This window comes from Rhizobium sp. PAMB 3182 (assembly GCF_052908355.1).
The window spans coordinates 1,380,327-1,403,627 of record NZ_CM128607.1; the positions used below are offsets into that span (position 1 = coordinate 1,380,327).

Sequence of the window (23,301 nt, forward strand, 5' to 3'; positions counted from 1 at the left end):
GGGCGTAATTCGGCGCTCTCCGGCAGGCGGATTCATGAATTAACCCGCCGCTATACTTCGGCAATTTTACCATTTTCGGCATTTTCAACTCGACCCAATTTTTTGGAAACGGAATATGTTATGATGTATGAGGGCGAATTAAATCGGGGGTTGTTCTTGTTGCGTTTTGCGGGCGTGGTTTTCAAGATTCTGATAGCATCCTTGATGGCCGGAGCACTTCTTTCGTTCTTCGGGGTTACCATCGGTTCCCTGCTGTCCATTATCGGGCAGTCTCCCGAAAGCCTGGCTACACATGCAAAGCAGGCGCTGGACTGGGCCGTGCCGAACATTATTCTCGGCTCGATCTTCATCCTGCCAACATGGATACTCGTCTATATCTTCCTGCCGCCGGGCGGTGAATAGTCCGCCGCGGCGGCAGAATAGCCATCATCAATTGGCGACAAGGCCGGCTGCGGCCATGTGCTCGTCGCGCTGCCGGCGGACTTCCTGACGCTTGGTCACGATCGAGGCGATGATGACGCCGGTGGTCACAAACCCGATCAGGATCGTACAGGCCGCGTTGATTTCCGGCGTCACACCCAGGCGCACCTGGCTGTAGATCTTCATCGGCAGCGTCGTCGCTCCGGGGCCGGAGGTGAAGTTGGCGATCACCAGGTCGTCGAGCGACAGCGTAAAGGCCAACACCCATGCGGAGAAAATCGCCGGCAGGATGACCGGCAATGTCACCTGGAAGAAGGTCTTGACCGGCGTGGCGCCGAGATCCATCGCCGCCTCCTCGATCGACCGGTCGAAGGTGATGAGGCGCGACTGCACGACGACGGCGGCGTAGCACATGGAGAAGGTGATATGCGCCATGGTGACCGTCCAGAAGCCGCGGTCGAGACCGATCGCGACGAACAGGAGCAGCATGGACAGGCCGGTGATGACATCCGGCATGACGAGCGGCGCATAGATCATGCCGGAGAACAGCAGTCGACCGCGAAAGCGGGTGTAGCGGGTCAGCGAAATCGCCGCCATGGTGCCGAGCACGGTCGCCACCGTCGCCGAAAGCAGGCCGACGCGGATCGTCACCCAGGCGGCGTCGAGCAACGCCTGGTCGCGGAACAGCTCGACGTACCAGACAGTCGAGAAGCCGGCCCACACCGTGACGAGCTTTGACTTGTTGAAGGAATAGATGACCAGAAGCACGATCGGCAGATACAGGAACGCGAAGCCGAGCGTGACGGAGGCGATGTTGAAGCGGGACCAGCGGTTCATCAGCGGCTCTCCGCTTTCGTCTGGGCATTCTGGAAGAGAACGATCGGGATCACCAGAAGCAGGAGAAGGATCGTCGCCACGGCGGACGACAGCGGCCAGTCGCGGTTGTTGTTGAACTCCGTCCAGAGCGTCTTGCCGATCATCAGCGTCTGCGATCCGCCAAGCAGGTCCGGGATCACGAATTCGCCGACGGCGGGGATGAAGACCAGCAGGCAGCCGGCGAAGACGCCGGGCAACGACAGCGGAAAGGTGATCTTCCAGAAGGCCGTGAGCCGGGTGCAGCCGAGATCCTCAGCCGCCTCGATCAGCGTGTCGTCCATCTTTTCCAGCGCGGCATAGAGCGGCAGGACCATGAACGGCAGGTAGGAATAGACGATGCCGATGTAGACGGCGGTGTCGGTGTTGAGGATCACAAGCGGCTCGTGGATGACGCCGATCCCCATAAGCAACTGGTTGAGCAGCCCTTCCGGCTTGAGGATCGCCATCCAGGCATAGACGCGGATCAGGAAGCTCGTCCAGAACGGCAGGATGACCAGCATCAGCAGCGTCGGACGCACGGTCCGCGGCGCCTGCGCCATGCCGTAGGCGATCGGATAGCCGACGGCCAGCGTCAGGCAGGTGGAGAAGAAGGCGATCGTCAGGCTGGACAGGTAGGACTTGTAGTAAAGCGAGTCCTGGGACAGCCAGATGTAATTGTCGAGCGACAGTTCCGAGAGTTTCTGCCGCAGCGTCTCGAACGTATCGGCGAACGAGAAGGTCGGCGAATAGGGCGGCATCGCGATCTCGGAGGTCGACAGCGAGATCTTGAAGACAATGAAGAAGGGAACGAGGAAAAGGACCACCAGCCACGTATAGGGGATGGCGATGACCAGGCGGTTGAAGATGGCCGAACCGATGCGTGTCATATCATCAATCCCTCAACACGACGCCGGCGTTCTGGTCGAACGAGATCCAGACCTGGTCGTCATAGCCGAGCGGGTTCTGCACCTCGCGCTGGGCGTTGAGGCTGGTCGCCTTGATGACCTTGCCGTTCTTCAGCTTCACGTGGAAGACGGTGACGTCGCCGAGATAGGCGATGTCCCACATCTCGCCCTCGGCCGAATTGACGCCCGGCGTCTCCGGCATATTGCGCGACACGCGGATCTTTTCCGGGCGCACGGCAAAACCGGCATTGCCGCTGAGCGGCTCCGATTGTTCGGCGCGGACCGAGAAGCCCTCCCCGATCGCAATCTCCGTCACGCCGTCCGTATTCGCGGTCACCGTGCCGTCGAAAATGTTGACGTCGCCGATGAAGTCGGCAACGAAGCGCGAGTTCGGGGCCTCGTAGATTTCGGCAGGCGTCGCCACCTGGATGACATTGCCGCGCGACATGACGGCGATGCGGTCGGCCATGGTCATCGCCTCTTCCTGGTCGTGGGTGACCACGATGAAGGTGAGGCCGAGCTCCTGCTGCAGGTCCATCAGCTCGAACTGCGTTTCCTCGCGCAGCTTCTTGTCGAGAGCGCCGAGCGGCTCGTCGAGCAGCAGCACCTTCGGCCGCTTGGCAAGCGAGCGGGCAAGTGCCACGCGCTGGCGCTGGCCGCCGGAAAGCTGATGCGGCTTGCGCTTGGCGAACTGCTCCAGCTTGACGAGCTTCAGCATCTGGGTGACACGGGCCTCTATGTCGGCGGACGACATGCCGTCCTGCTTGAGGCCGAAGGCGATGTTCTTTTCCACCGACATGTGCGGGAACAGGGCATAGGACTGGAACATCATGTTGACGGGGCGCCGATAGGGCGGCGTGCCGGCAAGGCTTTGCCCGTCGAGAATGATTTCCCCAGAGCTCGGCTGTTCGAAGCCCGCCAGCATGCGCAGCAGCGTCGACTTGCCGCAGCCCGACGCGCCGAGCAGCGCGAAGAACTCGCGGTGATAGATATCCAGCGAGAGGTTATCAACGGCGACGAAATCGCCGAACTTCTTGGTGATGTTGCGGAAGGAGATGAACGGCTTTGCGTCCGGATCATTCCAGGGTGCGAAAGAACGGCGAATGCTGCCAAGCGACTTCATGAAGGCCCCCGATGCCTGCTTCTGAAAAGCAAACAGCCCGGAATTTATCCGGGCTGTTCCAAGCTTCTGTTATTGTCCGGTGACCACCTTGGTCCAGATCCGGGTCGCCAGTCTCTGCGTTTTCTGGTCGTAGGGGATGAAGGTGTAGAGCTTCTTCATCGTCTCTTCCGGCGGGTAGATGGCCGGATCGTCCAGAACGTCCTTATCGATGAATTCCTGCGAGGCCTTGTTGCCGTTGGCGTAGTAGACGTAGTTCGACGCCTTGGCGATCACTTCCGGCTTCATGATGTAGTTGAGGAATTCGAGCGCTTCCTGCGGATGCGGTGCATCGGCGGGGATCGCCATCATGTCGAACCACATCAGCGCGCCGCCGGCGGGGATGGAGTAGCTGACATGAACGCCGGCGCCGGCTTCATCGGCGCGGTCACGCGCCTGCAGGACGTCGCCGGACCAGCCGAAGGCCAGGCAGATATCGCCGTTCGCCAGCGCGTTGATGTATTCCGACGAGTGGAACTTGCGCACGAACGGGCGGATCTTCAACAGCAGCTCTTCCGCCTTCTGCAGCTCTTCCGGATTGTGCGAATTCGGGTCGAGGCCAAGGTAGTTGAGCGCGGCCGGGATCGCCTCGGTCGGCGCGTCGAGCATGTAGATGCCGCAATCCTTGAACTTGGCGGCGATCTCCGGATCGAACAGCACGTTCCAGTCCGGCTTGGCGTCGGTGCCCATGATCTCCTTGTACTTGTCGACATTGTAGCCGAGGCCGGTCGTGCCCCACATGTAGTTGATGGCGTAGTCGTTGCCGGGATCGTAAACGGCCGTGCGCTGCTGGATGACGTCCCACATGTTCGAAATGTTCGGCAGCTTGGACTTGTCGAGCTTCTGGAAGACGCCCGCCTTGATCTGGCGCGACAGGAAGTCGGCGGTCGGCACGACGACGTCATAGCCGGAGCCGCCGGCAAGCATCTTGGTTTCGAGCACCTCGTTGGAATCGAAGACGTCGTAGACGACCTTGATGCCGGTTTCCTTGGTGAAGTCCTGGAGAATGGATTCGTCGATATAATCGGACCAGTTATAGACATTGACAACGCGGTCTTCCGCATGGGCAACAGCCACTAAACTTACGGACGCAATAGCTGCGGCCGATACATTAAGTAGAAAGTTTCGCACAATTTTCTCCTGTCGCGAGTATGCCAGGATGTCCCCCAGCCGTTCCCTTTGCTTATTTTGGGACAGACTAGAAAGGATTTTGCGAAGCCACAAGGAAAAATTCTTTCCCCTGATGCGTGGCCTTCCGTTACTGGAAGTCGAAGGCGCTGAGCCCGGTCACCATCTCGTCGAGACCGAGCGGCCGGGTCACGGGCGGCTCGGCGCGAGACAGGCATCCCTGCCGCTCGCAAAGCCTGCAGGAGGGGCCGATCGCGACCGGCGGCATGCCGCTTCCGCCGATTGCCGCGCCGTAGACGACCTCGCCGGCCTGCTCGACAGGAAGCCCGAGAAGGACCGCCGTGCGCCGCACCCGCTCATGGAACATGGCCTGCGGACCCTCGAGGGTGCGTGCGACGGTCAGGAAGCCCGTGCCGTTCGGCATCTCGACGTGATCGACGAGGATCTGCGAAGGCTGGGCAAAGGCGGCGTGAATGTTGAGCTTGGGACAGCCACCGCCGAAGGCCGATTGCGGAAAGCCGCTGGCACCCGCCCGGCGCAACTGCCGCCCCGAGTGATCCGCTTCCAGAAGGAAGAAGGGCAAACCGACCGCTCCCGGACGCTGCAATGTCGTCAGCCGGCTTGCCGCCTGCTCGAAGGACACGCCGAAGCGGGCCCGCAGCACGTCGATATCGTACCTGGCGCGTTGCGCGGCCGCGAGGTACGCGCCATAGGGCATCATCAGAGCATGCGCGGCATAGCGGGCGAGATCGAAGCGGGCAATGCGGCGCGCCTCGTTCGACGACAGGCCCAAACCGTCCAGCTCGGCCTCGATCGGCGCCGAGAGCGCCAGCATGACCGTCTCCATCGCCGCCTCGCGCAGCTGATCGAATGGTGACAACCGCTCCGACAGGAAGAGCCGCATGGAATGGCGGTCATAGCGGCGACGCAAGGTCGGCATGGCGTGGACCGGCAGCGTGCGCACGACGATGCCGTGCTTTGTCTTCAGCCATTCCTTCAGGGCGGACGACAGGTCGTCGCCGGGCTTGAGTTCGGCATGGAAGGACTCGGCCGCATCCTCGATCCGGGCAAAGAAATTGGGGCGCTGCTCCAGCTTCTCCCGCACCTCGTCCATCGGCAGCCGGGCGCCGGAGAGCAATGTCTCGTGCCCCTCCCGCGCCAGCACCTCAGACAAATCGCTGAGCCGTGCCGCCTGCTCCTTGAAGGCGCGGTAGAGCTTGACGATACCGGCCGCGGCATTGGGCGCAGCCTCCGCCACCTCGACCAGCTCCTGCTCCCCGGGGATTTCACCGGCGAGCAGCGGATCCGTAAAGACCTCCTTCAACTGCGAGAGAGAGCCGCCCTGCGCGCCCTGCAATTCCTCGATATCGATCTTGTAGACGGAGGCGAGCTTCAAGAGCAGCTGCACGGTCAGCGGCCGCTGGTTGCGCTCGATCAGGTTCAGGTAGGAGGGAGAAATTCCAAGCGCTTCGGCCATCGCCGTCTGGGTCAACGACAGGGAATTGCGGATGCGGCGCACGCGCGGGCCGGCAAAGATCTTGTTTTCCGCCATTTGTCACAGGCCTTTACAATGCAGCGCAGCAATCATGCCCTGCTTAAGTTTTACAATCTTTACATATTTACATTGGACAGCTGTCAAAGACAAGACAGCCTAACCCCTTTTACTTCTATTATTCAGTTATTTATCTCGAAAACTGCGCCGATCCGAGCTAAGACTTCTTCATCGAACAAGACAACAAGCACACCGAATGAAGCGTGTCATTGTTGTAAATGCGAAGACGAGGAGAATATTATGACTGACTTTGACAATCTTATCCCGAACGCACCGGCTGGCCGCTTCGATGGCATCGAGCGCCCCTACACCGCCGAAGACGTCAAGCGCCTGCGCGGTTCTGTCCAGATCAGGCATACGCTGGCCGAGATGGGCGCCAACCGTCTCTGGAAGCTGATCAGCGAAGAAAACTTCGTCAACGCGCTGGGCGCCCTTTCCGGCAACCAGGCCATGCAGATGGTCCGCGCCGGGCTGAAGGCGATCTACCTTTCCGGCTGGCAGGTCGCGGCCGACGCCAACACGGCTTCCGCCATGTATCCGGACCAGTCGCTCTACCCGGCCAACGCCGCTCCGGAGCTCGCCAAGCGCATCAACCGCACCCTGCAGCGCGCCGACCAGATCGAGACGGCGGAAGGCAAGGGCCTTTCGGTCGATACATGGTTCGCGCCGATCGTCGCCGACGCGGAGGCCGGCTTCGGCGGTCCGCTGAACGCATTCGAGATCATGAAGGCCTTCATCGAGGCGGGCGCCGCCGGCGTTCACTTCGAGGACCAGCTGGCGTCGGAAAAGAAGTGCGGCCATCTCGGCGGCAAGGTTCTGATCCCGACGGCCGCGCATATCCGTAACCTGAACGCCGCGCGGCTTGCTGCCGACGTCATGGGTACGCCGACGCTGATCATCGCCCGCACCGACGCCGAGGCAGCAAAGCTTCTGACCTCCGATATCGACGAGCGCGACCAGCCCTTCGTCGACTACGACGCAGGTCGCACGGCGGAAGGCTTCTACCAGGTGAAGAACGGTATCGACCCGTGCATCGCCCGCGCCATCGCCTATGCGCCGCATTGCGACATGATCTGGATGGAGACCGGCAAGCCGGACCTCGAACAGGCCCGCAAGTTCGCCGAGGCCGTGCACAAGGTCCATCCGGGCAAGAAGCTCGCCTACAATTGCTCGCCCTCGTTCAACTGGAAGAAGAACCTGGACGATGCGACGATCGCCAAGTTCCAGCGCGAGCTGGGTGCGATGGGCTACAAGTTCCAGTTCATCACGCTCGCCGGCTTCCACCAGCTGAACTTCGGCATGTTCGAACTGGCCCGCGGCTACAAGGACCGCCAGATGGCAGCCTATTCCGAGCTGCAGGAAGCGGAATTCGCGGCCGAGGTCAACGGCTACACCGCCACCAAGCACCAGCGCGAGGTCGGCACCGGCTACTTCGACGCCGTCTCGCTGGCGATCACCGGCGGCCAGTCGTCGACAACGGCGATGAAGGAATCGACCGAAACCGAACAGTTCAAGCCGACCGAGGCAGAGCAGTTCAAGCCCGCCGCCGAATAAGCAGGCTTCGAGACGGCGGCGCGGGGGTCCCTGCCCTCCGCGTCGCCGACAACCCCAACGACCTTCACGAACCCCGATTAAAGAGGAGAAATGCCATGACACCGCAGACCCGAGTCAAGGAAAGAGCAGAAGAACAGTCGACCACGATGACGGCCGACCAGCAGGCGATGATCCGCATGGTCGCCAACGACCTGCACCGGCTGAACCAGTCGGTCATGAAGGCCGTCGACGCCGGCGTATCCGTCGAGCTCGTCCGCTCGGCCCGCCACCATGGCGGAGACGGCAACTGGGGCGACCTGCTGATCCCGATCATCATCGCCAACAGCGGCCGGTCTGCGGCCTAAGGCATCCGCCACAACAATACAGGCCCGGCGCCCAACCTGCCGGGCCTTGACCGGGGCAGGCAAGCCCTGCCCACGGAGACGAAGACGCCCGGCCTGATGGAGCCACGCCGGGCGTCTTCTCTAATTTGGCGCATCCGGAGGCGGCCTCGTCACAACCCGCCAAGCTTGCCGGTCATCAGCGGCGCATAGCCCTTCAGCAGCCGCGCGATACGTTCTGTCACGGTGCGGATTTCCCGCCGATGCCGATCGGCGCTGTTGACCACAAGCCACTGGCCGTGCTGGAGCTCGCCTATGCAATCGCCAATCCTTTCAAGTTGAGGATCGCGATCGCCAATCATGCATGGGAGAAGACCGATCCCGGCGCCTGCCACCAGCAGATCGCGCAGGGCGGTCGGCCTGTTGACAGTGAAGACGATGTCGTCGGGATGATTGTCGTGCGGCCAACGGAGATAGGTCGACACCGCCTCTTCGCGGTTGACGGCAACCCAGCGATTGGCGGCAGGCCGGGAGACGCGCGAGCGATAGACGGCATAGGCACTGTCCGACAGCCGCCGTGCCGCCAGATTGCCCTCCTCCGGCGCATAGGCGCGAATGCCGATGTCCGCTTCGCGGTAGGCGAGCCGCGCCCGCTGTTCCGAAATCGAAAAGTCCAGCCGGAAGGGATCGGTCTCCGCGCAGAGATCGGCGATGTTGTCGGCGAGCAGCTTCGACATCCAGGTGCCAGCGGCGATGCGGATGGTGACGGCCTGCTGCTTTTCCATCCGCCAGCCATCGACCTTCAGCGCCGCCGCCTCCATCTCGCGAAGATGCTCGAACAGCGACTGTCCCTCCGGGGTCAGCGTGTAGCCGGCCTGGCTACGGAGGAACAAGGTCGTCCCCAGCTTCTCCTCCAGCTCCAGCATGCGTCGGCCGATCGTCGCCGGGCTGAGAACAAGAGCGGAGGCGGCGCCGGTCAACCCGCCATGCCGGGCGACGACGATGAAAATCTGATAGAGATCCCAGGGTGCATTTTTCATAACTGAAAAATAGCTGACATTTTTCGATATATGTAAAGCAAAATTCGGTGTGTATTTAGGGTGATGTCCCAGTTTCCAGAGGAGACATCCCATGATCATTATCGATTCAAGTGCATATATCGCCTGCAAAAGCGTCGAGGAGCGGCGCATCGAACGGAATCGGCCAGAAGCCGAAGACGAATTTTACCGCACGCACGCTTCGAACGGCCTGCTGCGGGCAGCCACATGGCTGGTCCATCTCACGCAGACGCTTCAAACGCTGCAGAGCGGCTTATGGAGACAATCGGAAAGGTCGCGCCTTAACGCGGCAGGCGGCGCCGACGATGAGACATGCTCGTCGTGCACGTGACAGCCGGGCAGCGAATGGCCCGGGTCAAAGACAATCGAAACGGCCTTGCGCTCAGTGGGCGAGAACTGCCAGAGCGGCGCAGGCGGCTAGCGTTGCCAGAAGAATTTTCGTTGCAAGAACGAACCGGGTGTTCTCGGTCCGGGCGATGGCAATGGCGCGGGCTTTGCTCTTGCGGTTTCTCATGGACTTCCCTCAATTCCGTGTAACGACGTTGCGGTACTCCTGCCGGCGTGAAGGTCATGCCATAACAAACCCTGACGCACTGCACTATAAGACGATGACTTGCTTCAATTAACAATCACTAAATGGCACCAGAACGCAGAAAATAATGATTTTCGGCGCCAAAGTCGCAAAATGGCCTATGCCGCACGCCCCGCGGCAACGCCGGAGGACCATGCCCACTGGAAATTGTAGCCGCCCAGCCAGCCGGTCACGTCGACGCATTCGCCGATGAAATAGAGTCCGGGAACGGATTTTGCCGCCATGGTCTTCGAGTTCAGCGCCCCCGTATCGACGCCGCCCAGCGTAACCTCGGCGGTACGGTAGCCCTCGCTGCCGGCCGGTTTCAGCTGCCAGTTCTGCACGGAGGCAGCGATTGCCTGCAGCCTCGCATCCGGAAACTCCGCCAGATTGCCGGTGGCGCCATGCTGTTCGGCGAGATATTGCGCGAGCCTCTTAGGCAGGATCTGCGCGAGCGCGGTCGAGAGCGCCTGCCGGCCGTTTTCGGCCTTTGCCTGCTTCAGGGATGCAAGGACATTCACATCCGGCTCCAGCGCAAGAGTGACGGCATCGCCTTCCCGCCAATAGGAAGAAATCTGCAGGATGGCCGGGCCGCTCAGACCGCGATGGGTGAAGAGAACCGCCTCGCGGAACGCCGTCTTCCCATGCCGGACCTCGGCGTCGACGGCCACGCCGGCGAGCGGTGCGAGCCGCTCCAGAAGCCCGGGCTCGAGCGTGAACGGCACCAGCCCCGGCCGCGGCTCGATAAGTGGTAGACCGAACTGGCGGGCAATGTCGTAGGCCAGGCCGGTTGCCCCCATCTTCGGGATCGACTTGCCACCGGTCGCCACGATCAGGGCGTCGGCCGTCACGGCACCGTCGGACGTCTGGATCTCGAAACGCTCACCGATCCGCGTCACGCATGATACAGCCTGCCTCAAGCGAAGCGTGACGCCGGCATCGCGCATTTCCTTCAACAGCATGGCGATGATGTCCTTGGCGCTGTTGTCACAAAACAGCTGGCCAAGTGTCTTCTCATGCCAGGCGATGCCATGGCGTTCGACCATGTCGAGGAAATCGCGGGGCGTGTAGCCGGCCAGCGCCGACTTGCAGAAATGCGGATTGGCGGACAGGAAATTCTTCGGGCCGGCGCCGATATTGGTGAAATTGCAGCGGCCGCCACCGGAAATGCGGATTTTTTCGCCGGGTGCGGCGGCATGGTCGAGGATGAGGACACGCCGTCCCCGCCTGCCGGCCTCAATGGCCGCCATCATACCGGCGGCGCCGGCACCGAGGATGACCACATCAAACTGTTCTCGCACGCTTTTCCCCTGGCTGAGATGCCTCCGTGTCCGTCACCGGGGGCATAAAGTCAATGTTTCCCCCCTCGCCAATTGGAAAACTACGGCTATGATGCGGCCATCATCCGTCACAACCCGGTGAATCATGCCTGCCAAGAAAACGACCAAACGACCCTCCAGCGCTTCCCTCAAGTCTCCAATCACCCCCGCAAGCCTGCGCAATCCACGCGGGGTGAAGACCTGGAGAGATGCCACCCAGTGGCTGAAGACGCGGGGTATCGAGGATATCGAGTGCATCACGCCGGATCTGGCGGGTGTTCCGCGCGGCAAGATGATGCCATCGTCGAAATTCACGTCCAACACGTCGCTGGCGCTGCCCTCTGCCCTCTACCGGCACACGATCTCGGGCGAATATCCCGACGAGACCGGCAGCTTCCGCTACGAGCCGCGCGACAACGACCTGAAGCTGGTGCCCGACCTTTCGACACTGTCGACGGTGCCGTGGGAAAGCGATCCGACGGCACAGGTGATCTGCGATGTCGTCTACGCCGATGGCGGCGAAGTGCCCTATGCGCCGCGCAATGTCTTGAAGCGTGTGATGGCGCTTTACGCCGACAAGGGCTGGAAGGCGGTGGTGGCCCCGGAAATCGAGTTCTACCTCGTCGCCATGAGCGAGGACCCCGACTATCCGCTGCATCCGCCGAAGGGCCGTTCGGGTCGCCCGATCCTCGGCGGGCAGGCCTATTCGATCGCCGGCATCAACGAGTTCGATGACTTGATCGACGACATCTACCACTTCTCGGAAAAGCAGGGTCTCGAGATCGACACGCTGATCCACGAGGAAGGGCCCGCACAGCTGGAGATCAACCTGCGCCACGGCGATCCGGTGGAACTTGCCGACCAGGTCTTCATGTTCAAGCGCACGATCCGCGAGGCGGCGCTCAAACACGGGATCTACGCCACCTTCATGGCCAAGCCGATGCAGGGCCAGCCCGGCTCGGCCATGCACATTCACCAGTCGGTGGTTGAAATCGACGGCGGCAAGAACATCTTCTCGAATGCCGACGGGTCTCCGTCGAAAGCATTCTACAATTTCATCGGCGGCATGCAGAAATACGTGCCGCATGCGCTGATCATGATGGCCCCCTATGTGAACTCCTATCGCCGCCTGTCGCCGGACATGTCCTGCCCGGTGAATACGGCCTGGGGTTTCGACAACCGCACCACGGCCTTCCGCGTGCCGGTCTCCGATCCGGCTGCCCGCCGTGTCGAAAACCGCCTTCCTAGCTCCGACGCCAATCCCTATCTGGCGCTGGCAGGGTCGCTCGCGGCCGGCTATCTCGGCATGGTCAATGCGATCGAGCCGACACCGCCGACCGCCGACACGGCCAATGAAGGCGACATCGAACTGCCGCGCGACCTGCTCAGGGCCGTGTCCCTTCTGGAAGAGGAAGAGGACTTCAAGGCCGTCTTCGATCCGGAGTTCATCGGCATTTACGGCGGCATCAAGCGCGGTGAATTCGAAACCTTCATGCAGGTGATCAGCCCCTGGGAGCGTGAATTCCTGCTTCTGAACGTGTAATGAAAACGAGGTTTGCATGATCTGGCAGAGCCCGATCGCACCGGGGGTTTCCTGGTATCAGTCCACAGTCGCCGACCGCCCGGAATATCCGGCGCTCGACGGCTCGACTTCCGCCGACGTCGTCATCGTCGGCGGTGGCTTTACCGGACTGCAGGCGGCCTACAATCTGGCGAAGGCCGGCACCCGTGTCGTGCTGATCGATGCCGTCCGCTTCGGCGACGGCGCGTCCGGACGCAATGGCGGCCAGATGGGCACCGGACACCGGGCAGAGGTCGAGGAGCTGGAAAAGTCGCTCGGCTTCGAGCGCGCCAAGGCCTTGTTCGACCTTGCCGAAAACGCCAAGAAGCACCTGCTCGGATTTGCAGAAACACACGGGATCGACATCGAATACCTGCCGGGTCAACTCAATGTCGCCCACAAGGCCGGCTGGGAGAAGGAGTACCGGGACCACGTCGAAATCACGGCCTCTCGCTACGGCTATCCGCACATGTCCTACATGGACCGGGCGGAGACCTGCGAACGGCTTGGCTCGAAGCGCTATTTCTGCGGCATCCGCGACACCGGCACGGGCCATATACAGCCGCTGAAGCTGCTGGTCGGCTTGGCCCGTGTCGCAGCCGCGGCCGGCGCCAACCTGCATGAAATGACGCCCGCCCGATCTGTGACGCGCGAGGGCGGCAAAATCGTCGTGAAGACCGACCGCGGCGACATCCGCGCCGACCGCGCTCTCATCGCCTGCAACGGCTATATCGGCCATCTCGAGCCGGTGAATGCCGCACGTGTAATGCCGATCCGCTCCTTCATCGGCGCGACCGTACCGCTCACCGATTATCCGGAGATCATCCCCGGCAATGAAGCGATTGCCGACTCCCGCTTCGTCGTGCGATACTTCCGCAAGTCGCGGGACGGACGCCTGCTGTTCGGCGGCCGCGAGGCCTATACGTCCGACAATCCGCGCGACATCACCACGCATATCCGCCGGCAGATTGCCGAGCTCTACCCGCAGCTCAAGGACGTCGAGATGACCCATGCCTGGGGCGGGTCGGTCGGCATCACCCTGCCGCGCCAACCCTTCGCCCGCGAGGTCATGCCCGGCGTGACCGCGATCGGCGGCTATTCCGGCCACGGCGTCATGCTGTCGAATTATTGCGGCAAGCTTTTTGCAGACGACGTCCTGTCGGGCTCTGGCGAGCTCGACCTTTTGAAAACACTGAAAATTCCGGCCTTTCCGGGCGGCTCGCATCTGCGCAAGCCGCTTCTGTTCCTGGCCCTCAGCTGGTACGCGCTCCGGGATCGCTTCTGATCCCCGAGGCCGCCCAGCGCATTTTTTCGCATCGCACTCTGGCCTTTTTAAATCGATTAGATTACAAGAAGGCCGAATTCTATTTTGATAGAAAGATAGCCCATGACCAGCCAGATCATTCCCGTCGAGCCCTTTGACTACGTCGTCTTCGGCGGCACCGGCGATCTCGCGGAACGCAAGCTTCTGCCTGCCCTCTACCATCGTATGCTGGCCGGCCAGCTCACCGATCCGACACGCATCATCGGCGCATCGCGTTCGGACCTGACCCATGAAGCCTACCGCGAATTCGCACAGACGGCTCTGAAAGAGCACCTCAAGGCCGACGAATACAACGACAAGGACGTCAAGGACTTCTGCTCGCGGCTGTTCTACGTCGCCATCGACGCCAAGTCGGACAAGGGCTGGGACAGCCTGAAGAAGCTCCTGGACGAGGGCAAGGATCGCGTCCGCGCCTTCTACCTCGCCGTGGCGCCGGCCATTTTCGGCGATATCTCGGAGAAGATCCGCGATCACAAGCTGATCACCAAGACCACCCGCATCGTCGTCGAGAAGCCGATCGGGCGTGACCTCGCTTCCGCGCTCGAGCTCAACAACACCATCGGCAAGGTCTTCCACGAAGATCAGGTCTACCGCATCGACCACTATCTCGGCAAAGAGACGGTGCAGAACCTGATGGCACTGCGCTTCGCCAACGCGCTCTACGAGCCGCTGTGGAACTCGGCGCATATCGACCACGTCCAGATCACCGTCGCGGAAGCCGTCGGCCTCGAAGGCCGCGCCGGCTACTATGACAAGGCCGGCGCGCTGCGCGACATGGTGCAGAACCACATCCTGCAGCTCCTCTGCCTCGTGGCCATGGAGCCGCCGGCATCGCTCGACGGCGAGGCCGTGCGCGACGAGAAGCTCAAGGTCCTGCGCTCGCTGAAGCCGATCGATGCTTCCAATGTCGAGAAGTACACGGTTCGCGGCCAGTACCGCGCCGGTGCCTCCGCCGGCGGCCCGGTCAAGGGCTATCTGGAAGAACTCGAAGGCGGCGTTTCCGACACGGAAACCTTCGTCGGCATCAAGGCCGAGATTGGCAACTGGCGTTGGGCCGGCGTGCCCTTCTACATCCGCACCGGCAAGCGGCTTGCTGCGCGCATGTCGGAAATCGTCATCACCTTCAAGCCGATCCCGCATTCGATCTTTGACGACGCGGCCGGCAAGATTGCCGCCAACCAGCTCGTCATCCGCCTGCAGCCGGATGAAGGCGTTCGCCAGTGGCTGATGATCAAGGACCCGGGTCCGGGCGGCATGCGCCTGCGCCACGTCTCGCTCGACATGAGCTTTGCCGAGGCCTTCGCCGTGCGCAATCCGGACGCCTATGAGCGCCTGCTGATGGACGTCATCCGTTCCAACCAGACGCTGTTCATGCGCCGCGACGAAGTCGAGGCCGCGTGGACGTGGGTCGATCCGATCCTGAAAGCCTGGGAACAGACCGGCCAGAAGGTTCAGGGCTACACCGCCGGCACCTGGGGACCAAGCCAGGCGATCGCGCTCATCGAACGGGATGGGCGGACCTGGCACGAAGCGGACTGAAGGGAAGGCAATGGCGACCAAGCTCAACACGTTCGACAGTGGTTCCACCCTCGCCGCCGCACTGGCCGACAAGGTTGCCGGCGTGCTTTCCGCGGCGATTGCCGTGCGTGGCAAGGCGACACTCGCCGTCTCCGGCGGCTCGACGCCGAAGGCCTTCTTCAAGGCGCTCTCCGGCTGTCCGGTCGACTGGAGCAATGTGACGGTGACGCTGGTCGACGAACGGTATGTCCCGGCAGATGATCCTCGGTCGAACCACAAGCTCGTCCAGGAAAACCTGCTGACAGGCAAGGCGGCGGCCGCAACGTTCCTGCCGCTCTATTACGAAGCGGCTGATGCGGCAGAGGGCGCGACGATCGCCACCGTAAAGACCGCTTCCGTCATTGAAAGACCTTTCGACGTTGCTATTCTGGGAATGGGCACGGACGGCCATACGGCCTCGTTCTTCCCGGGTGGCGACAATCTCGCCACCGCGCTTGCCGCCGATACGCCGCGCGGTGTGATCGCCATGCAGGCCGAAGGCGCCGGCGAACCGCGCGTCACCTTCACTTTCTCGGCGCTCCAGGATGCCGATCTCCTGGTGCTGCATATCGAGGGCGACGGCAAGATGACCGTGCTCAGGAAGGCCGAGGAAGACGGCGCCGAAGAGGACATGCCGATCCGGGCGATCCTGCGCCGGGCCGCCTCCCCGGTCGAGATATACTGGGCGCCCTGATCGGGACGCACCACATGCGGCGGATCGATCCGCCGGCGAACACGATAACGAACAGGATGGGATTTAAAGACCATGACTGCCGACCCCCGCATTGCCGCCGTCACCGCCCGCATCGTCGAGCGCTCCAAGCCGACCCGTGAACGCTATCTTGATCGCGTGCGCGCCGCCGCCGCGAAGGGCCCGCACCGCGCGGTTCTCTCCTGCGGCAACCTCGCGCACGGATTTGCCGTCTGTTCCCCCTCCGAGAAGGCGGCTCTTGCGGGTGACCGCGTCGCCAATCTCGGCATCATCACCGCCTACAACGACATGCTGTCGGCGCACCAGCCGTTCGAAACCTATCCGGCTCTGATCCGCGAGGCCGCGCACGAGGCCGGCGGAGTGGCCCAGGTCGCCGGCGGCGTGCCGGCCATGTGCGACGGCGTCACCCAGGGCCAGCCGGGCATGGAACTGTCGCTGTTTTCCCGCGACCTGATTGCCATGGCGGCCGGCGTCGGCCTCTCGCACAACATGTTCGACGCGGCCGTCTATCTCGGCGTCTGCGACAAGATCGTTCCCGGGCTGGTGATTGCCGCCCTCTCCTTCGGCCATCTGCCGGCGGTCTTCATTCCGGCCGGGCCGATGACCTCGGGCCTGCCGAACGACGAAAAGTCGCGGATCCGCCAGCTCTATGCCGAAGGCAAGGTCGGCCGCAAGGAACTGCTGGAGGCCGAATCCAAGTCCTATCACGGCCCCGGCACCTGCACCTTCTACGGCACCGCCAATTCCAACCAGATGCTGATGGAGATCATGGGCTTCCACATGCCCGGCGCATCCTTCGTCAATCCGAACACGCCGCTGCGCGACGCGCTGACGCGCGAAGCCACCAAGCGCGCCCTGGCGATCACCGCGCTCGGTAACGACTTCACGCCCGCCGGCGAGATGATCGACGAACGCTCGGTCGTCAACGGCGTGGTCGGCCTGCATGCAACCGGCGGCTCGACCAACCACACCATGCACCTCGTCGCCATGGCGCGCGCCGCCGGCATCATGCTGACCTGGGAAGACATTTCCGATCTCTCGGACGCCATTCCGCTTCTCGCACGCGTTTATCCGAACGGTCTTGCCGACGTGAACCATTTCCACGCCGCGGGCGGCCTCGGCTTCCTGATCAAGCAGCTTCTGAAGCAGGGGCTGTTGCACGACGACGTGCGCACCGTCTATGGCCAGGGCCTCGACGCCTACACGATCGAGCCGAAGCTCAACTCGGACGGCACTGTCGGCCGCTACGAGGCGCCGGATGTCAGCCACGACCCGAAGGTGCTGTCGACCATCTCCGAGCCCTTCCAGGCGAATGGCGGGCTGAAGATGCTGACGGGCAATCTCGGCAAGGCGGTGATCAAGATTTCCGCCGTGAAGCCCGAGCGGCATGTCATCGAGGCGCCGGCCGTCGTCTTCCACAGCCAGCACGACATCCAGGACGCCTTCAAGTCCGGCAAGCTCGACCGCGACTTCGTCGCCGTCGTCCGCTTCCAGGGGCCGAAGGCCAACGGCATGCCGGAACTGCACAAGCTCACCCCTCCTCTCGGCGTCCTGCAGGATCGCGGCCACAAGGTGGCTCTTCTGACCGACGGCCGCATGTCGGGCGCATCCGGCAAGGTGCCGGCCGCCATCCATCTGACGCCGGAAGCGGCCGAAGGCGGCCCGATCGCCAAGATCAAGGACGGCGACATGATCCGCATCGATGCCATCAACGGCACGGTCGAGGTGCTTGTCGACAAGGCGGAGTTCGATGCCCGCCAGCCGGTGGTCGCCGATCTGTCTGAAAACGAATACGGCATGGGCCGCGAACTCTTCGCACCGTTCCGCCTCGCTGCCGGCACGGCCGACACGGGCGCCAGCGTGCTCTTCTAGGCATAGCCGACAGCCAGCAGACAAACGAAAACGGCCGCGCCTGGAATGAGGCGCGGCCGTTTTCGTTGAGGATCGTGCGGCTTACTAGAGCATTGCCATGTAGCGCGGCAGTTCGTCGATGCTCGGCACCACGATCACGGTCTTGACCTCGCCGCGCTTGTAGGCGGCCAGGAAGGTCGGGTAGTTCGCAAACGCGATGCAGCCGGCGGAATCGCCCGGCACGCGGCGCAGGTAGGAGTGGGTGAGGAAGCCGTTGCGACCATACATCTTCTCGCCACCGACCGGCGTCATGCGCAGGGCCTCGACGCCATGGAACAGGGCTTCGCGCTTGCTCAGGCGATAGACGTTCGGCGGGGTCGGCCCCCAGCTGTTGACGCTGATGTATTTCGGCTTGTCGCGCATCTTGCCGCGACCCGAATGAGCGACAAGCTTGCGGCCGTCAGGCATGTAGACGGTCTGTGCGGTGATGTCGTAGACGGCCACCTTGCTGCCGGGTCCCGGCAGAGCCGCCTGCTTGCGCAGCAGCGAGGGACGGACATCGGCATCGTCCATCGGTTCGTCCGGACGGGCATAGGCGAGCAGCGTCTTCGGCCCGGTCTTCTGCGGTGCCGTCTTCAGCGGGATGCTGGCGTCGCCCTTTTCGGCAACGGCTTTCGCATTGCCGGCGGAGAGCACTTCGTTGAACGGATCCTGCTTGGGCCTGACCATTGGAGCGGGAACGGCGTCAGGCAGCATGGCAAGTTCAACCGCAGACGGCTGAGCGGCGGCCGCGGCGATCTGCGCCGGCGTCGATTTCAGCGCCGGCGGAAGGCCGGACACCAGCGCACCCGGCGTCTGCGCATTTGCCAGCGCAGCGGTGGTAATCTTGCGGTCGAGATGGTTTCTCAGCGCGCTTCCGAGCGTGGTCTCGGCGGCGGCCAGTTGCGTATCGCTTTCCTTCTCAGCGGCCGAAGATGCCCAGCGATTGCCGAGCGCCCGTTCCGCGATATCGGCGACAAGCGCCTGCTTGACGATGGTGCGGCCGCTGGTGTCGAGCGATTGCGCATCCGGCGTTTTCAAGGCCGCCAGCGTTTCTCCCGTCGCGCGGTTGGCCGGCCGGCTGTAGCGCGTCCATGTCGTCGGGCCGGCAGGCTGGCGCGGTGCGGCCAGCAGCAGGCTCGTCCTGAAGTCTTCACTTCGGCCCGAGGATGTCGAGGAAATGCCGTGCAGCGCGCCGAGCGTCGCGGATACCCACAAGCCGACGGCGAGCGTGCCGCCGACGAAGGCTGCGCCTGACATGAGCCGTGGAAGGGCCGGCAGAACCGGAAGTCTGAAGCCCGGCTTGGCCGGGTAGTAATCGGTCGCAAACGCCATACTGAAACTCATCTACAAACAGGTTTCCGCCAGCGCGCAAAACGTCGCGCGTGTCCGGCGGTACTCAAACTCGTGGCGGATGCGGCCTTGTTCTTCACCGCGGTCACGCCCTCGGACCTGACTGGAAGGATGAAGAAACTTGGTAACCAAAGTCTTTACGGCTGCGTGAGAATTTGAACCCATCAATCATGGAGGCCGATGAATAGCCGGAAATGCGGCATTAATGTCTCACAGCCGTGGTCATTTGACGACAAGGGTCCCAACAGGCCTATGCAGGGGCGTTAATCATGCGTGAGATGCTGTCCACCAGACTCGCAACCGCATCGGCTGGAGACAAAAGAGCATGCACGAGGACAGTCTTGCGATCGACGAGTCGTCGATACGCCGCCGGCTTGCCGAACAGGCGCCGCCATGGGCGGACCTGCCGATGCGTCGCATCCATTCGACGGGAACGGACAACGCCCTGTACCGCCTTGGCGACGAACTGCTGGTGCGGCTGCCGCTGAGGGAAAGCGCAATCGCATCCCTGTCCAAGGAACTCGACTGGCTGCCACGCCTGACCGGCCTGCCGCTGGCAATCCCTCGACTTCGGCATCGCGGACGCATTGATCTCGGCAAGCCGTGCGAGTTCGGCATATTCGACTGGATCGACGGCGAAATCGCCACGCCCGAGGCGATCGCGGACGCGGATGAGGCTGCGGTGGCGCTGGCAGCGTTCATCAAGGCACTGCATCGACAACCGACTGAAGGAGCGCCGGTGGCCGGTCCGGCGAACTTCCGGCGCGGCGTACCGCTTTCAGAGATGGCTGAGGCGACACTGTCCTCCATCGATCTCCTCGCCGACGAGATCGATACGCACGCCGCGAAAGATCTCTGGGCTTCGGTTGTCGATGAACGCCTTCGCTCCGCGCCCGTCTGGCTGCACGGAGACCTCAAGGCTGACAATTTGCTGGCGAAGCACGGAAGGCTCACCGCCGTGATCGACTGGGGCCTGTCGGCGGTCGGCGACCCGGCAGCGGATTATGCCGCCGCATGGACATGGGTACAGCCGGGTTCACAGCAACGGTTTCGCGACGCGCTGGACCTCGATGACGGCGTTTGGCAACGGGCCAAGGGCTGGGCGCTCTACGGTGCCGTCATTGCGCTCAGCTACTATCGGGGCGGGAAAAACGAAGCCCTCTGCCGGCAGTGCCGGCTGACGCTCTCGAGGCTTGGACTGCTGCTTTGATCCGAGAAATGAAACGGCGGCGGATGGTATCCGCCGCCGTTTCAAATCCGGTAAGTGGAAACGTACCCGTCAATCCATACGATAGGTCTTGCCGTCCGCGTTGAACAGATGGAGCTTGGAGGGATCGGCTGCAAAGCGCAGACGGTCGCCCTTGTTGACCTTCAGGATGCCCGGCACCTTGGCAATGATCGGCTCATCCTCGGTGAGGCCTTCGACATAGATCAACGTCACTTCGCCGAGCGCCTCGACGATGGCTGCGTGGCCTTCGAACAGGAAGTCGTCGCCTTCGGCGATCGTCAGGTCTTCCGGACGAACGCCGAAGCTTGCCTTCTTGCCCTTCTCGCCTTCGTTCGTGGCGATCGGAACGGTCACGGACTTGCCATCGGGCAGAAGAACGGTCGTCTGCGCACCCGCCGCGGTGATTTCGGCCGGAATGATGTTCATGGCCGGCGAGCCGATGAAGCGGGCGACGAAGAGGTTTGCCGGACGCTCATAGAGTTCGAGCGGCGGACCGACCTGTTCGACGCGACCGGCGGAGAGCACCACGATGCGGTCGGCAAGCGTCATTGCCTCGACCTGGTCGTGGGTGACGTAGATCATCGTCGTGTCCGGCATGCTCTCGTTGAGCTTGGCGATCTCGATGCGGGTGGCGACGCGCAGCGCGGCATCGAGGTTCGACAGCGGCTCGTCGAAGAGGAAGACCTTCGGATCGCGGCAGATGGCGCGGCCGATGGCAACGCGCTGGCGCTGGCCGCCCGAAAGCGCCTTGGGCAGGCGGTCAAGGTAGGGCTCGAGCTGCAGCATGGAGGCGGCCTTCGTCACCCGGCGGTCGATCTCTTCCTTGCTTTCGCCTGCGATCCGCATGCCGAACGCCATGTTGTCGTAGACGGTCATGTGCGGATAGAGGGCGTAGGACTGGAACACCATGGCGATGCCGCGTTTCGACGGCGGCACATCGTTGACCACCATGCCGTCGATCTGCATCTCGCCACCGGTGATGTCTTCCAGCCCGGCAATCATCCGCAAGAGCGTGGACTTGCCGCAGCCGGACGGCCCGACGAAGACCACGAACTCGCCCTGCTTTATCTCAAGATCGATGCCGTGCAGAACCTTCACCGCCCCGTAGGACTTGCGGATATCCTTCAGAACCAGACCTGCCATGCCGTCCTCCCTGTTATTTACGCCCGCCGGGCGAAGTATGCGCCCCACGCCGGCAGTTCCACCGTATTATCATTGCGCGCGCTGTCGAAACCGTGACCTTCGAGCGTTGCCCAGTTGCCTGCCGGCAGGCTCGCCGATGCAGCGGTTTCGCTCATGTTGAAGACGCAGAGAATGCTCTCGTTGCCGAGTTCGCGCCGGTACATGAGGAGGGCGCCTGCATCCTCGAAATGGATCGTGCCCTTGCTGAGCGCCGGCAGCTGCTTGCGGAAGGCCATGAAGCGGCGATACTGCTCCATCACCGAGCCGGCGACGCCCTGCTGGGTATCGACGGCGCGCAGCGTGTGTTCCACCGGGATCGGAAGCCAGGTCTTCTCGGCCGTGCCGCTGAAGCCGGCGTTGAGCGCGTGCGAATCCCAGACCATCGGCGTGCGGCAGCCGTCGCGGCCCTTGAACTCCGGCCAGAACTGGATGCCGTAGGGATCCTGCAGATCCTCGAAGGCGATATCTGCTTCCGTCAGGCCAAGCTCCTCGCCCTGATAGATGCAGACCGAACCGCGCTGCGTCATCAGGACGGCGTTCAGCATCTTGGCGAAGGCGTCACGGTCGACGACCTCGGCACCCCAGCGGGTGACGTGGCGCACGACGTCATGGTTGGAAAACGCCCAGCAGGCCCAGCCCTCGGGCGCGGCCGCCATGAAGGCGTCCTGCGTGTTGCGGACCACTTGCGGTGTCAGCGGCTCGGGCGCCAGGAATTCGAAGGCGTAGCACATCTGCATCTTGTCGTCGCCGGAGGTGTATTCGCCGACGATCTCAAGACCACGCTGGCTGTCACCCACTTCGCCGACGGCGGCAATCGCCGGGTATTCCTCGAGGAGCGCGCGGAAGCGCTTGAGGAACGCGATGTTTTCCGGGCGGTTCTTGTCGTAGATGTGTTCCTGGAAATTGTACGGATTGACCGCCGGAGCCGTTGAGGCATTGCGGCGCTCGGGCGCCAGCGGCGGGTTGTCTCGCAATTCCTTGTCGTGGAAGTAGAAGTTGATCGTGTCGAGGCGGAAGCCGTCGACGCCGCGCTCCAGCCAGAAGCGCGTCGCGCCGAGCACGGCGTCCTGCACTTCCGGATTGTGCAGGTTGAGGTCGGGCTGCGAGGTCAGGAAGTTGTGCATGTAATACTGCATACGCGTCGGGTCCCACTGCCAGGCGGACCCGCCGAAGATCGACAGCCAGTTGTTCGGCGGCGTACCGTCGGGACGCGGATCGGACCAGACGTACCAGTCGGCCTTGGCATTGTCGCGGCTCGACCGGCTCTCGACGAACCAGGCGTGCTGGTCGGAGGTGTGCGAGATCACGAGGTCGATCATCACCTTGATGCCGAGGCGATGGGCTTCCGCGATCAAGGCATCGAAATCGGCCAGCGAACCGAACATCGGATCGACTTCGACATAGTTCGACACGTCATAGCCGAAGTCTTTCATCGGCGAGGCGAAGAACGGCGAAATCCAGATCGCATCGGCGCCGAGATCGGCAATATGGCCAAGCCGCGCGGTAATGCCCTTGAGGTCGCCAATGCCGTCGGCGTTGGAGTCCTGATAGGAGCGCGGGTAAATCTGGTAGATCACCGCGCCGCGCCACCAATCCTTGTCGGGTGCTGCGGCGGATTGCGTCATTTCAGTCATTTCGGGTCCTTGTGAACAA

The 23,301-nt window shown here is 62.7% G+C and carries 20 protein-coding genes; 10 read left to right on the plus strand and 10 right to left on the minus strand.

The genetic code is table 11. The features are described from left to right. Nucleotides 1–120: 120 nt before the first annotated feature. Entirely contained in the window at nucleotides 121–402 is a 282-nt protein-coding gene (locus tag ACU5AZ_RS06880) for a DUF6460 domain-containing protein (protein ID WP_446825273.1), read from the plus strand. Nucleotides 403–429: 27 nt separating this feature from the next. Here the strand turns inward: ACU5AZ_RS06880 and ACU5AZ_RS06885 are convergent, their stop codons facing one another. The 5 genes from ACU5AZ_RS06885 to ACU5AZ_RS06905 all read right to left on the minus strand — a co-directional run bounded on the left by ACU5AZ_RS06885 (nucleotide 430) and on the right by ACU5AZ_RS06905 (nucleotide 6,019). After that, nucleotides 430–1,257 carry an ABC transporter permease gene (locus tag ACU5AZ_RS06885; RefSeq protein ID WP_446825274.1) on the minus strand — a complete coding sequence of 276 codons (828 nt, stop codon included), beginning with the start codon at nucleotides 1,255–1,257 and terminating at the stop codon, nucleotides 430–432. Beyond that, complete coding sequence (locus ACU5AZ_RS06890) at nucleotides 1,257–2,162, minus strand: ABC transporter permease subunit (protein WP_446825275.1); 906 nt, start codon at nucleotides 2,160–2,162, stop codon at nucleotides 1,257–1,259. Before ACU5AZ_RS06890 ends, ACU5AZ_RS06885 begins: the two co-directional genes overlap by 1 nt. Before the next feature lie 4 nt (nucleotides 2,163–2,166). Beyond that, nucleotides 2,167–3,303 (minus strand): ABC transporter ATP-binding protein, encoded by a 1,137-nt coding sequence (locus tag ACU5AZ_RS06895; protein WP_446825276.1) that lies wholly within the window; start codon nucleotides 3,301–3,303, stop codon nucleotides 2,167–2,169. A 69-nt stretch (nucleotides 3,304–3,372) separates the two neighbouring features. Then, nucleotides 3,373–4,470, minus strand: a complete 1,098-nt coding sequence (locus ACU5AZ_RS06900) for a polyamine ABC transporter substrate-binding protein (RefSeq protein ID WP_446825277.1) — start codon at nucleotides 4,468–4,470, stop codon at nucleotides 3,373–3,375. 127 nt (nucleotides 4,471–4,597) lie between these two features. After that, nucleotides 4,598–6,019 (minus strand): helix-turn-helix domain-containing protein, encoded by a 1,422-nt coding sequence (locus ACU5AZ_RS06905; RefSeq protein WP_446825278.1) that lies wholly within the window; start codon nucleotides 6,017–6,019, stop codon nucleotides 4,598–4,600. A 240-nt stretch (nucleotides 6,020–6,259) separates the two neighbouring features. On the opposite strand from ACU5AZ_RS06905, the gene aceA reads away from it, so the two are divergent. Continuing rightward, nucleotides 6,260–7,573, plus strand: coding sequence for an isocitrate lyase (gene aceA, locus ACU5AZ_RS06910; protein WP_446825279.1), 1,314 nt, complete (start codon nucleotides 6,260–6,262; stop codon nucleotides 7,571–7,573). 95 nt (nucleotides 7,574–7,668) lie between these two features. Then, entirely contained in the window at nucleotides 7,669–7,917 is a 249-nt protein-coding gene (locus tag ACU5AZ_RS06915; protein WP_261931136.1) for an SMc00767 family acetate metabolism repressor, read from the plus strand. A gap of 149 nt (nucleotides 7,918–8,066) precedes the next feature. Here ACU5AZ_RS06915 and ACU5AZ_RS06920 read toward each other — a convergent pair whose 3' ends face one another. Further along, nucleotides 8,067–8,933 carry a LysR family transcriptional regulator gene (locus ACU5AZ_RS06920; protein ID WP_446825280.1) on the minus strand — a complete coding sequence of 289 codons (867 nt, stop codon included), beginning with the start codon at nucleotides 8,931–8,933 and terminating at the stop codon, nucleotides 8,067–8,069. A 91-nt stretch (nucleotides 8,934–9,024) separates the two neighbouring features. On the opposite strand from ACU5AZ_RS06920, the gene ACU5AZ_RS06925 reads away from it, so the two are divergent. Further along, nucleotides 9,025–9,282, plus strand: coding sequence for a hypothetical protein (locus tag ACU5AZ_RS06925; protein WP_446825281.1), 258 nt, complete (start codon nucleotides 9,025–9,027; stop codon nucleotides 9,280–9,282). 359 nt (nucleotides 9,283–9,641) lie between these two features. Here the strand turns inward: ACU5AZ_RS06925 and ACU5AZ_RS06930 are convergent, their stop codons facing one another. Beyond that, a complete protein-coding gene (locus tag ACU5AZ_RS06930; RefSeq protein ID WP_446825944.1) occupies nucleotides 9,642–10,775 on the minus strand; it encodes an NAD(P)/FAD-dependent oxidoreductase in 1,134 nt (377 codons plus the stop codon). 172 nt (nucleotides 10,776–10,947) lie between these two features. On the opposite strand from ACU5AZ_RS06930, the gene ACU5AZ_RS06935 reads away from it, so the two are divergent. The 5 genes from ACU5AZ_RS06935 to edd all read left to right on the plus strand — a co-directional run bounded on the left by ACU5AZ_RS06935 (nucleotide 10,948) and on the right by edd (nucleotide 17,867). Next, on the plus strand, nucleotides 10,948–12,384 hold the full coding sequence (locus ACU5AZ_RS06935) for a glutamine synthetase family protein (RefSeq protein WP_446825282.1): 1,437 nt from the start codon (nucleotides 10,948–10,950) through the stop codon (nucleotides 12,382–12,384). 16 nt (nucleotides 12,385–12,400) lie between these two features. After that, complete coding sequence (locus tag ACU5AZ_RS06940; RefSeq protein ID WP_446825283.1) at nucleotides 12,401–13,687, plus strand: NAD(P)/FAD-dependent oxidoreductase; 1,287 nt, start codon at nucleotides 12,401–12,403, stop codon at nucleotides 13,685–13,687. Between the two features lie 102 nt (nucleotides 13,688–13,789). Then, nucleotides 13,790–15,265 carry a glucose-6-phosphate dehydrogenase gene (gene zwf / locus ACU5AZ_RS06945; protein WP_446825284.1) on the plus strand — a complete coding sequence of 492 codons (1,476 nt, stop codon included), beginning with the start codon at nucleotides 13,790–13,792 and terminating at the stop codon, nucleotides 15,263–15,265. 10 nt (nucleotides 15,266–15,275) lie between these two features. Beyond that, nucleotides 15,276–15,977, plus strand: coding sequence for a 6-phosphogluconolactonase (gene pgl, locus ACU5AZ_RS06950; protein ID WP_446825285.1), 702 nt, complete (start codon nucleotides 15,276–15,278; stop codon nucleotides 15,975–15,977). Nucleotides 15,978–16,049: 72 nt separating this feature from the next. Continuing rightward, nucleotides 16,050–17,867 carry a phosphogluconate dehydratase gene (edd, locus tag ACU5AZ_RS06955; protein WP_446825286.1) on the plus strand — a complete coding sequence of 606 codons (1,818 nt, stop codon included), beginning with the start codon at nucleotides 16,050–16,052 and terminating at the stop codon, nucleotides 17,865–17,867. An 84-nt stretch (nucleotides 17,868–17,951) separates the two neighbouring features. Here the strand turns inward: edd and ACU5AZ_RS06960 are convergent, their stop codons facing one another. After that, nucleotides 17,952–19,232 (minus strand): DUF2778 domain-containing protein, encoded by a 1,281-nt coding sequence (locus ACU5AZ_RS06960; protein WP_446825287.1) that lies wholly within the window; start codon nucleotides 19,230–19,232, stop codon nucleotides 17,952–17,954. Nucleotides 19,233–19,563: 331 nt separating this feature from the next. On the opposite strand from ACU5AZ_RS06960, the gene ACU5AZ_RS06965 reads away from it, so the two are divergent. After that, the gene (locus ACU5AZ_RS06965) at nucleotides 19,564–20,448 is read left to right on the plus strand and encodes an aminoglycoside phosphotransferase family protein (protein ID WP_446825288.1); all 885 of its coding nucleotides are present in this window, start codon (nucleotides 19,564–19,566) and stop codon (nucleotides 20,446–20,448) included. A gap of 69 nt (nucleotides 20,449–20,517) precedes the next feature. On the opposite strand, the gene ACU5AZ_RS06970 is transcribed toward ACU5AZ_RS06965, so the two are convergent. After that, nucleotides 20,518–21,609: an ABC transporter ATP-binding protein gene (locus tag ACU5AZ_RS06970; RefSeq protein ID WP_446825289.1), complete on the minus strand. Its 1,092-nt coding sequence runs from the start codon at nucleotides 21,607–21,609 to the stop codon at nucleotides 20,518–20,520. A 17-nt stretch (nucleotides 21,610–21,626) separates the two neighbouring features. Further along, nucleotides 21,627–23,282, minus strand: a complete 1,656-nt coding sequence (gene bglA, locus ACU5AZ_RS06975; RefSeq protein ID WP_446825290.1) for a beta-galactosidase BglA — start codon at nucleotides 23,280–23,282, stop codon at nucleotides 21,627–21,629. Nucleotides 23,283–23,301 lie beyond the last annotated feature (19 nt).

What these genes read in the sequence shown, in the direction of transcription:
- ACU5AZ_RS06880 (WP_446825273.1), top strand. Translation starts at nt 121, where the DNA reads ATGATGTATGAGGGCGAATTAAATCGGGGGTTGTTCTTGTTGCGTTTT.
- ACU5AZ_RS06885 (WP_446825274.1), bottom strand. Translation starts at nt 1,257, where the DNA reads ATGAACCGCTGGTCCCGCTTCAACATCGCCTCCGTCACGCTCGGCTTC.
- ACU5AZ_RS06890 (WP_446825275.1), bottom strand. Translation starts at nt 2,162, where the DNA reads ATGACACGCATCGGTTCGGCCATCTTCAACCGCCTGGTCATCGCCATC.
- ACU5AZ_RS06895 (WP_446825276.1), bottom strand. Translation starts at nt 3,303, where the DNA reads ATGAAGTCGCTTGGCAGCATTCGCCGTTCTTTCGCACCCTGGAATGAT.
- ACU5AZ_RS06905 (WP_446825278.1), bottom strand. Translation starts at nt 6,019, where the DNA reads ATGGCGGAAAACAAGATCTTTGCCGGCCCGCGCGTGCGCCGCATCCGC.
- aceA (WP_446825279.1), top strand. Translation starts at nt 6,260, where the DNA reads ATGACTGACTTTGACAATCTTATCCCGAACGCACCGGCTGGCCGCTTC.
- ACU5AZ_RS06915 (WP_261931136.1), top strand. Translation starts at nt 7,669, where the DNA reads ATGACACCGCAGACCCGAGTCAAGGAAAGAGCAGAAGAACAGTCGACC.
- ACU5AZ_RS06920 (WP_446825280.1), bottom strand. Translation starts at nt 8,933, where the DNA reads ATGAAAAATGCACCCTGGGATCTCTATCAGATTTTCATCGTCGTCGCC.
- ACU5AZ_RS06925 (WP_446825281.1), top strand. Translation starts at nt 9,025, where the DNA reads ATGATCATTATCGATTCAAGTGCATATATCGCCTGCAAAAGCGTCGAG.
- ACU5AZ_RS06930 (WP_446825944.1), bottom strand. Translation starts at nt 10,775, where the DNA reads ATGATGGCGGCCATTGAGGCCGGCAGGCGGGGACGGCGTGTCCTCATC.
- ACU5AZ_RS06935 (WP_446825282.1), top strand. Translation starts at nt 10,948, where the DNA reads ATGCCTGCCAAGAAAACGACCAAACGACCCTCCAGCGCTTCCCTCAAG.
- ACU5AZ_RS06940 (WP_446825283.1), top strand. Translation starts at nt 12,401, where the DNA reads ATGATCTGGCAGAGCCCGATCGCACCGGGGGTTTCCTGGTATCAGTCC.
- zwf (WP_446825284.1), top strand. Translation starts at nt 13,790, where the DNA reads ATGACCAGCCAGATCATTCCCGTCGAGCCCTTTGACTACGTCGTCTTC.
- pgl (WP_446825285.1), top strand. Translation starts at nt 15,276, where the DNA reads ATGGCGACCAAGCTCAACACGTTCGACAGTGGTTCCACCCTCGCCGCC.
- edd (WP_446825286.1), top strand. Translation starts at nt 16,050, where the DNA reads ATGACTGCCGACCCCCGCATTGCCGCCGTCACCGCCCGCATCGTCGAG.
- ACU5AZ_RS06960 (WP_446825287.1), bottom strand. Translation starts at nt 19,232, where the DNA reads ATGAGTTTCAGTATGGCGTTTGCGACCGATTACTACCCGGCCAAGCCG.
- ACU5AZ_RS06965 (WP_446825288.1), top strand. Translation starts at nt 19,564, where the DNA reads ATGCACGAGGACAGTCTTGCGATCGACGAGTCGTCGATACGCCGCCGG.
- ACU5AZ_RS06970 (WP_446825289.1), bottom strand. Translation starts at nt 21,609, where the DNA reads ATGGCAGGTCTGGTTCTGAAGGATATCCGCAAGTCCTACGGGGCGGTG.
- bglA (WP_446825290.1), bottom strand. Translation starts at nt 23,282, where the DNA reads ATGACTGAAATGACGCAATCCGCCGCAGCACCCGACAAGGATTGGTGG.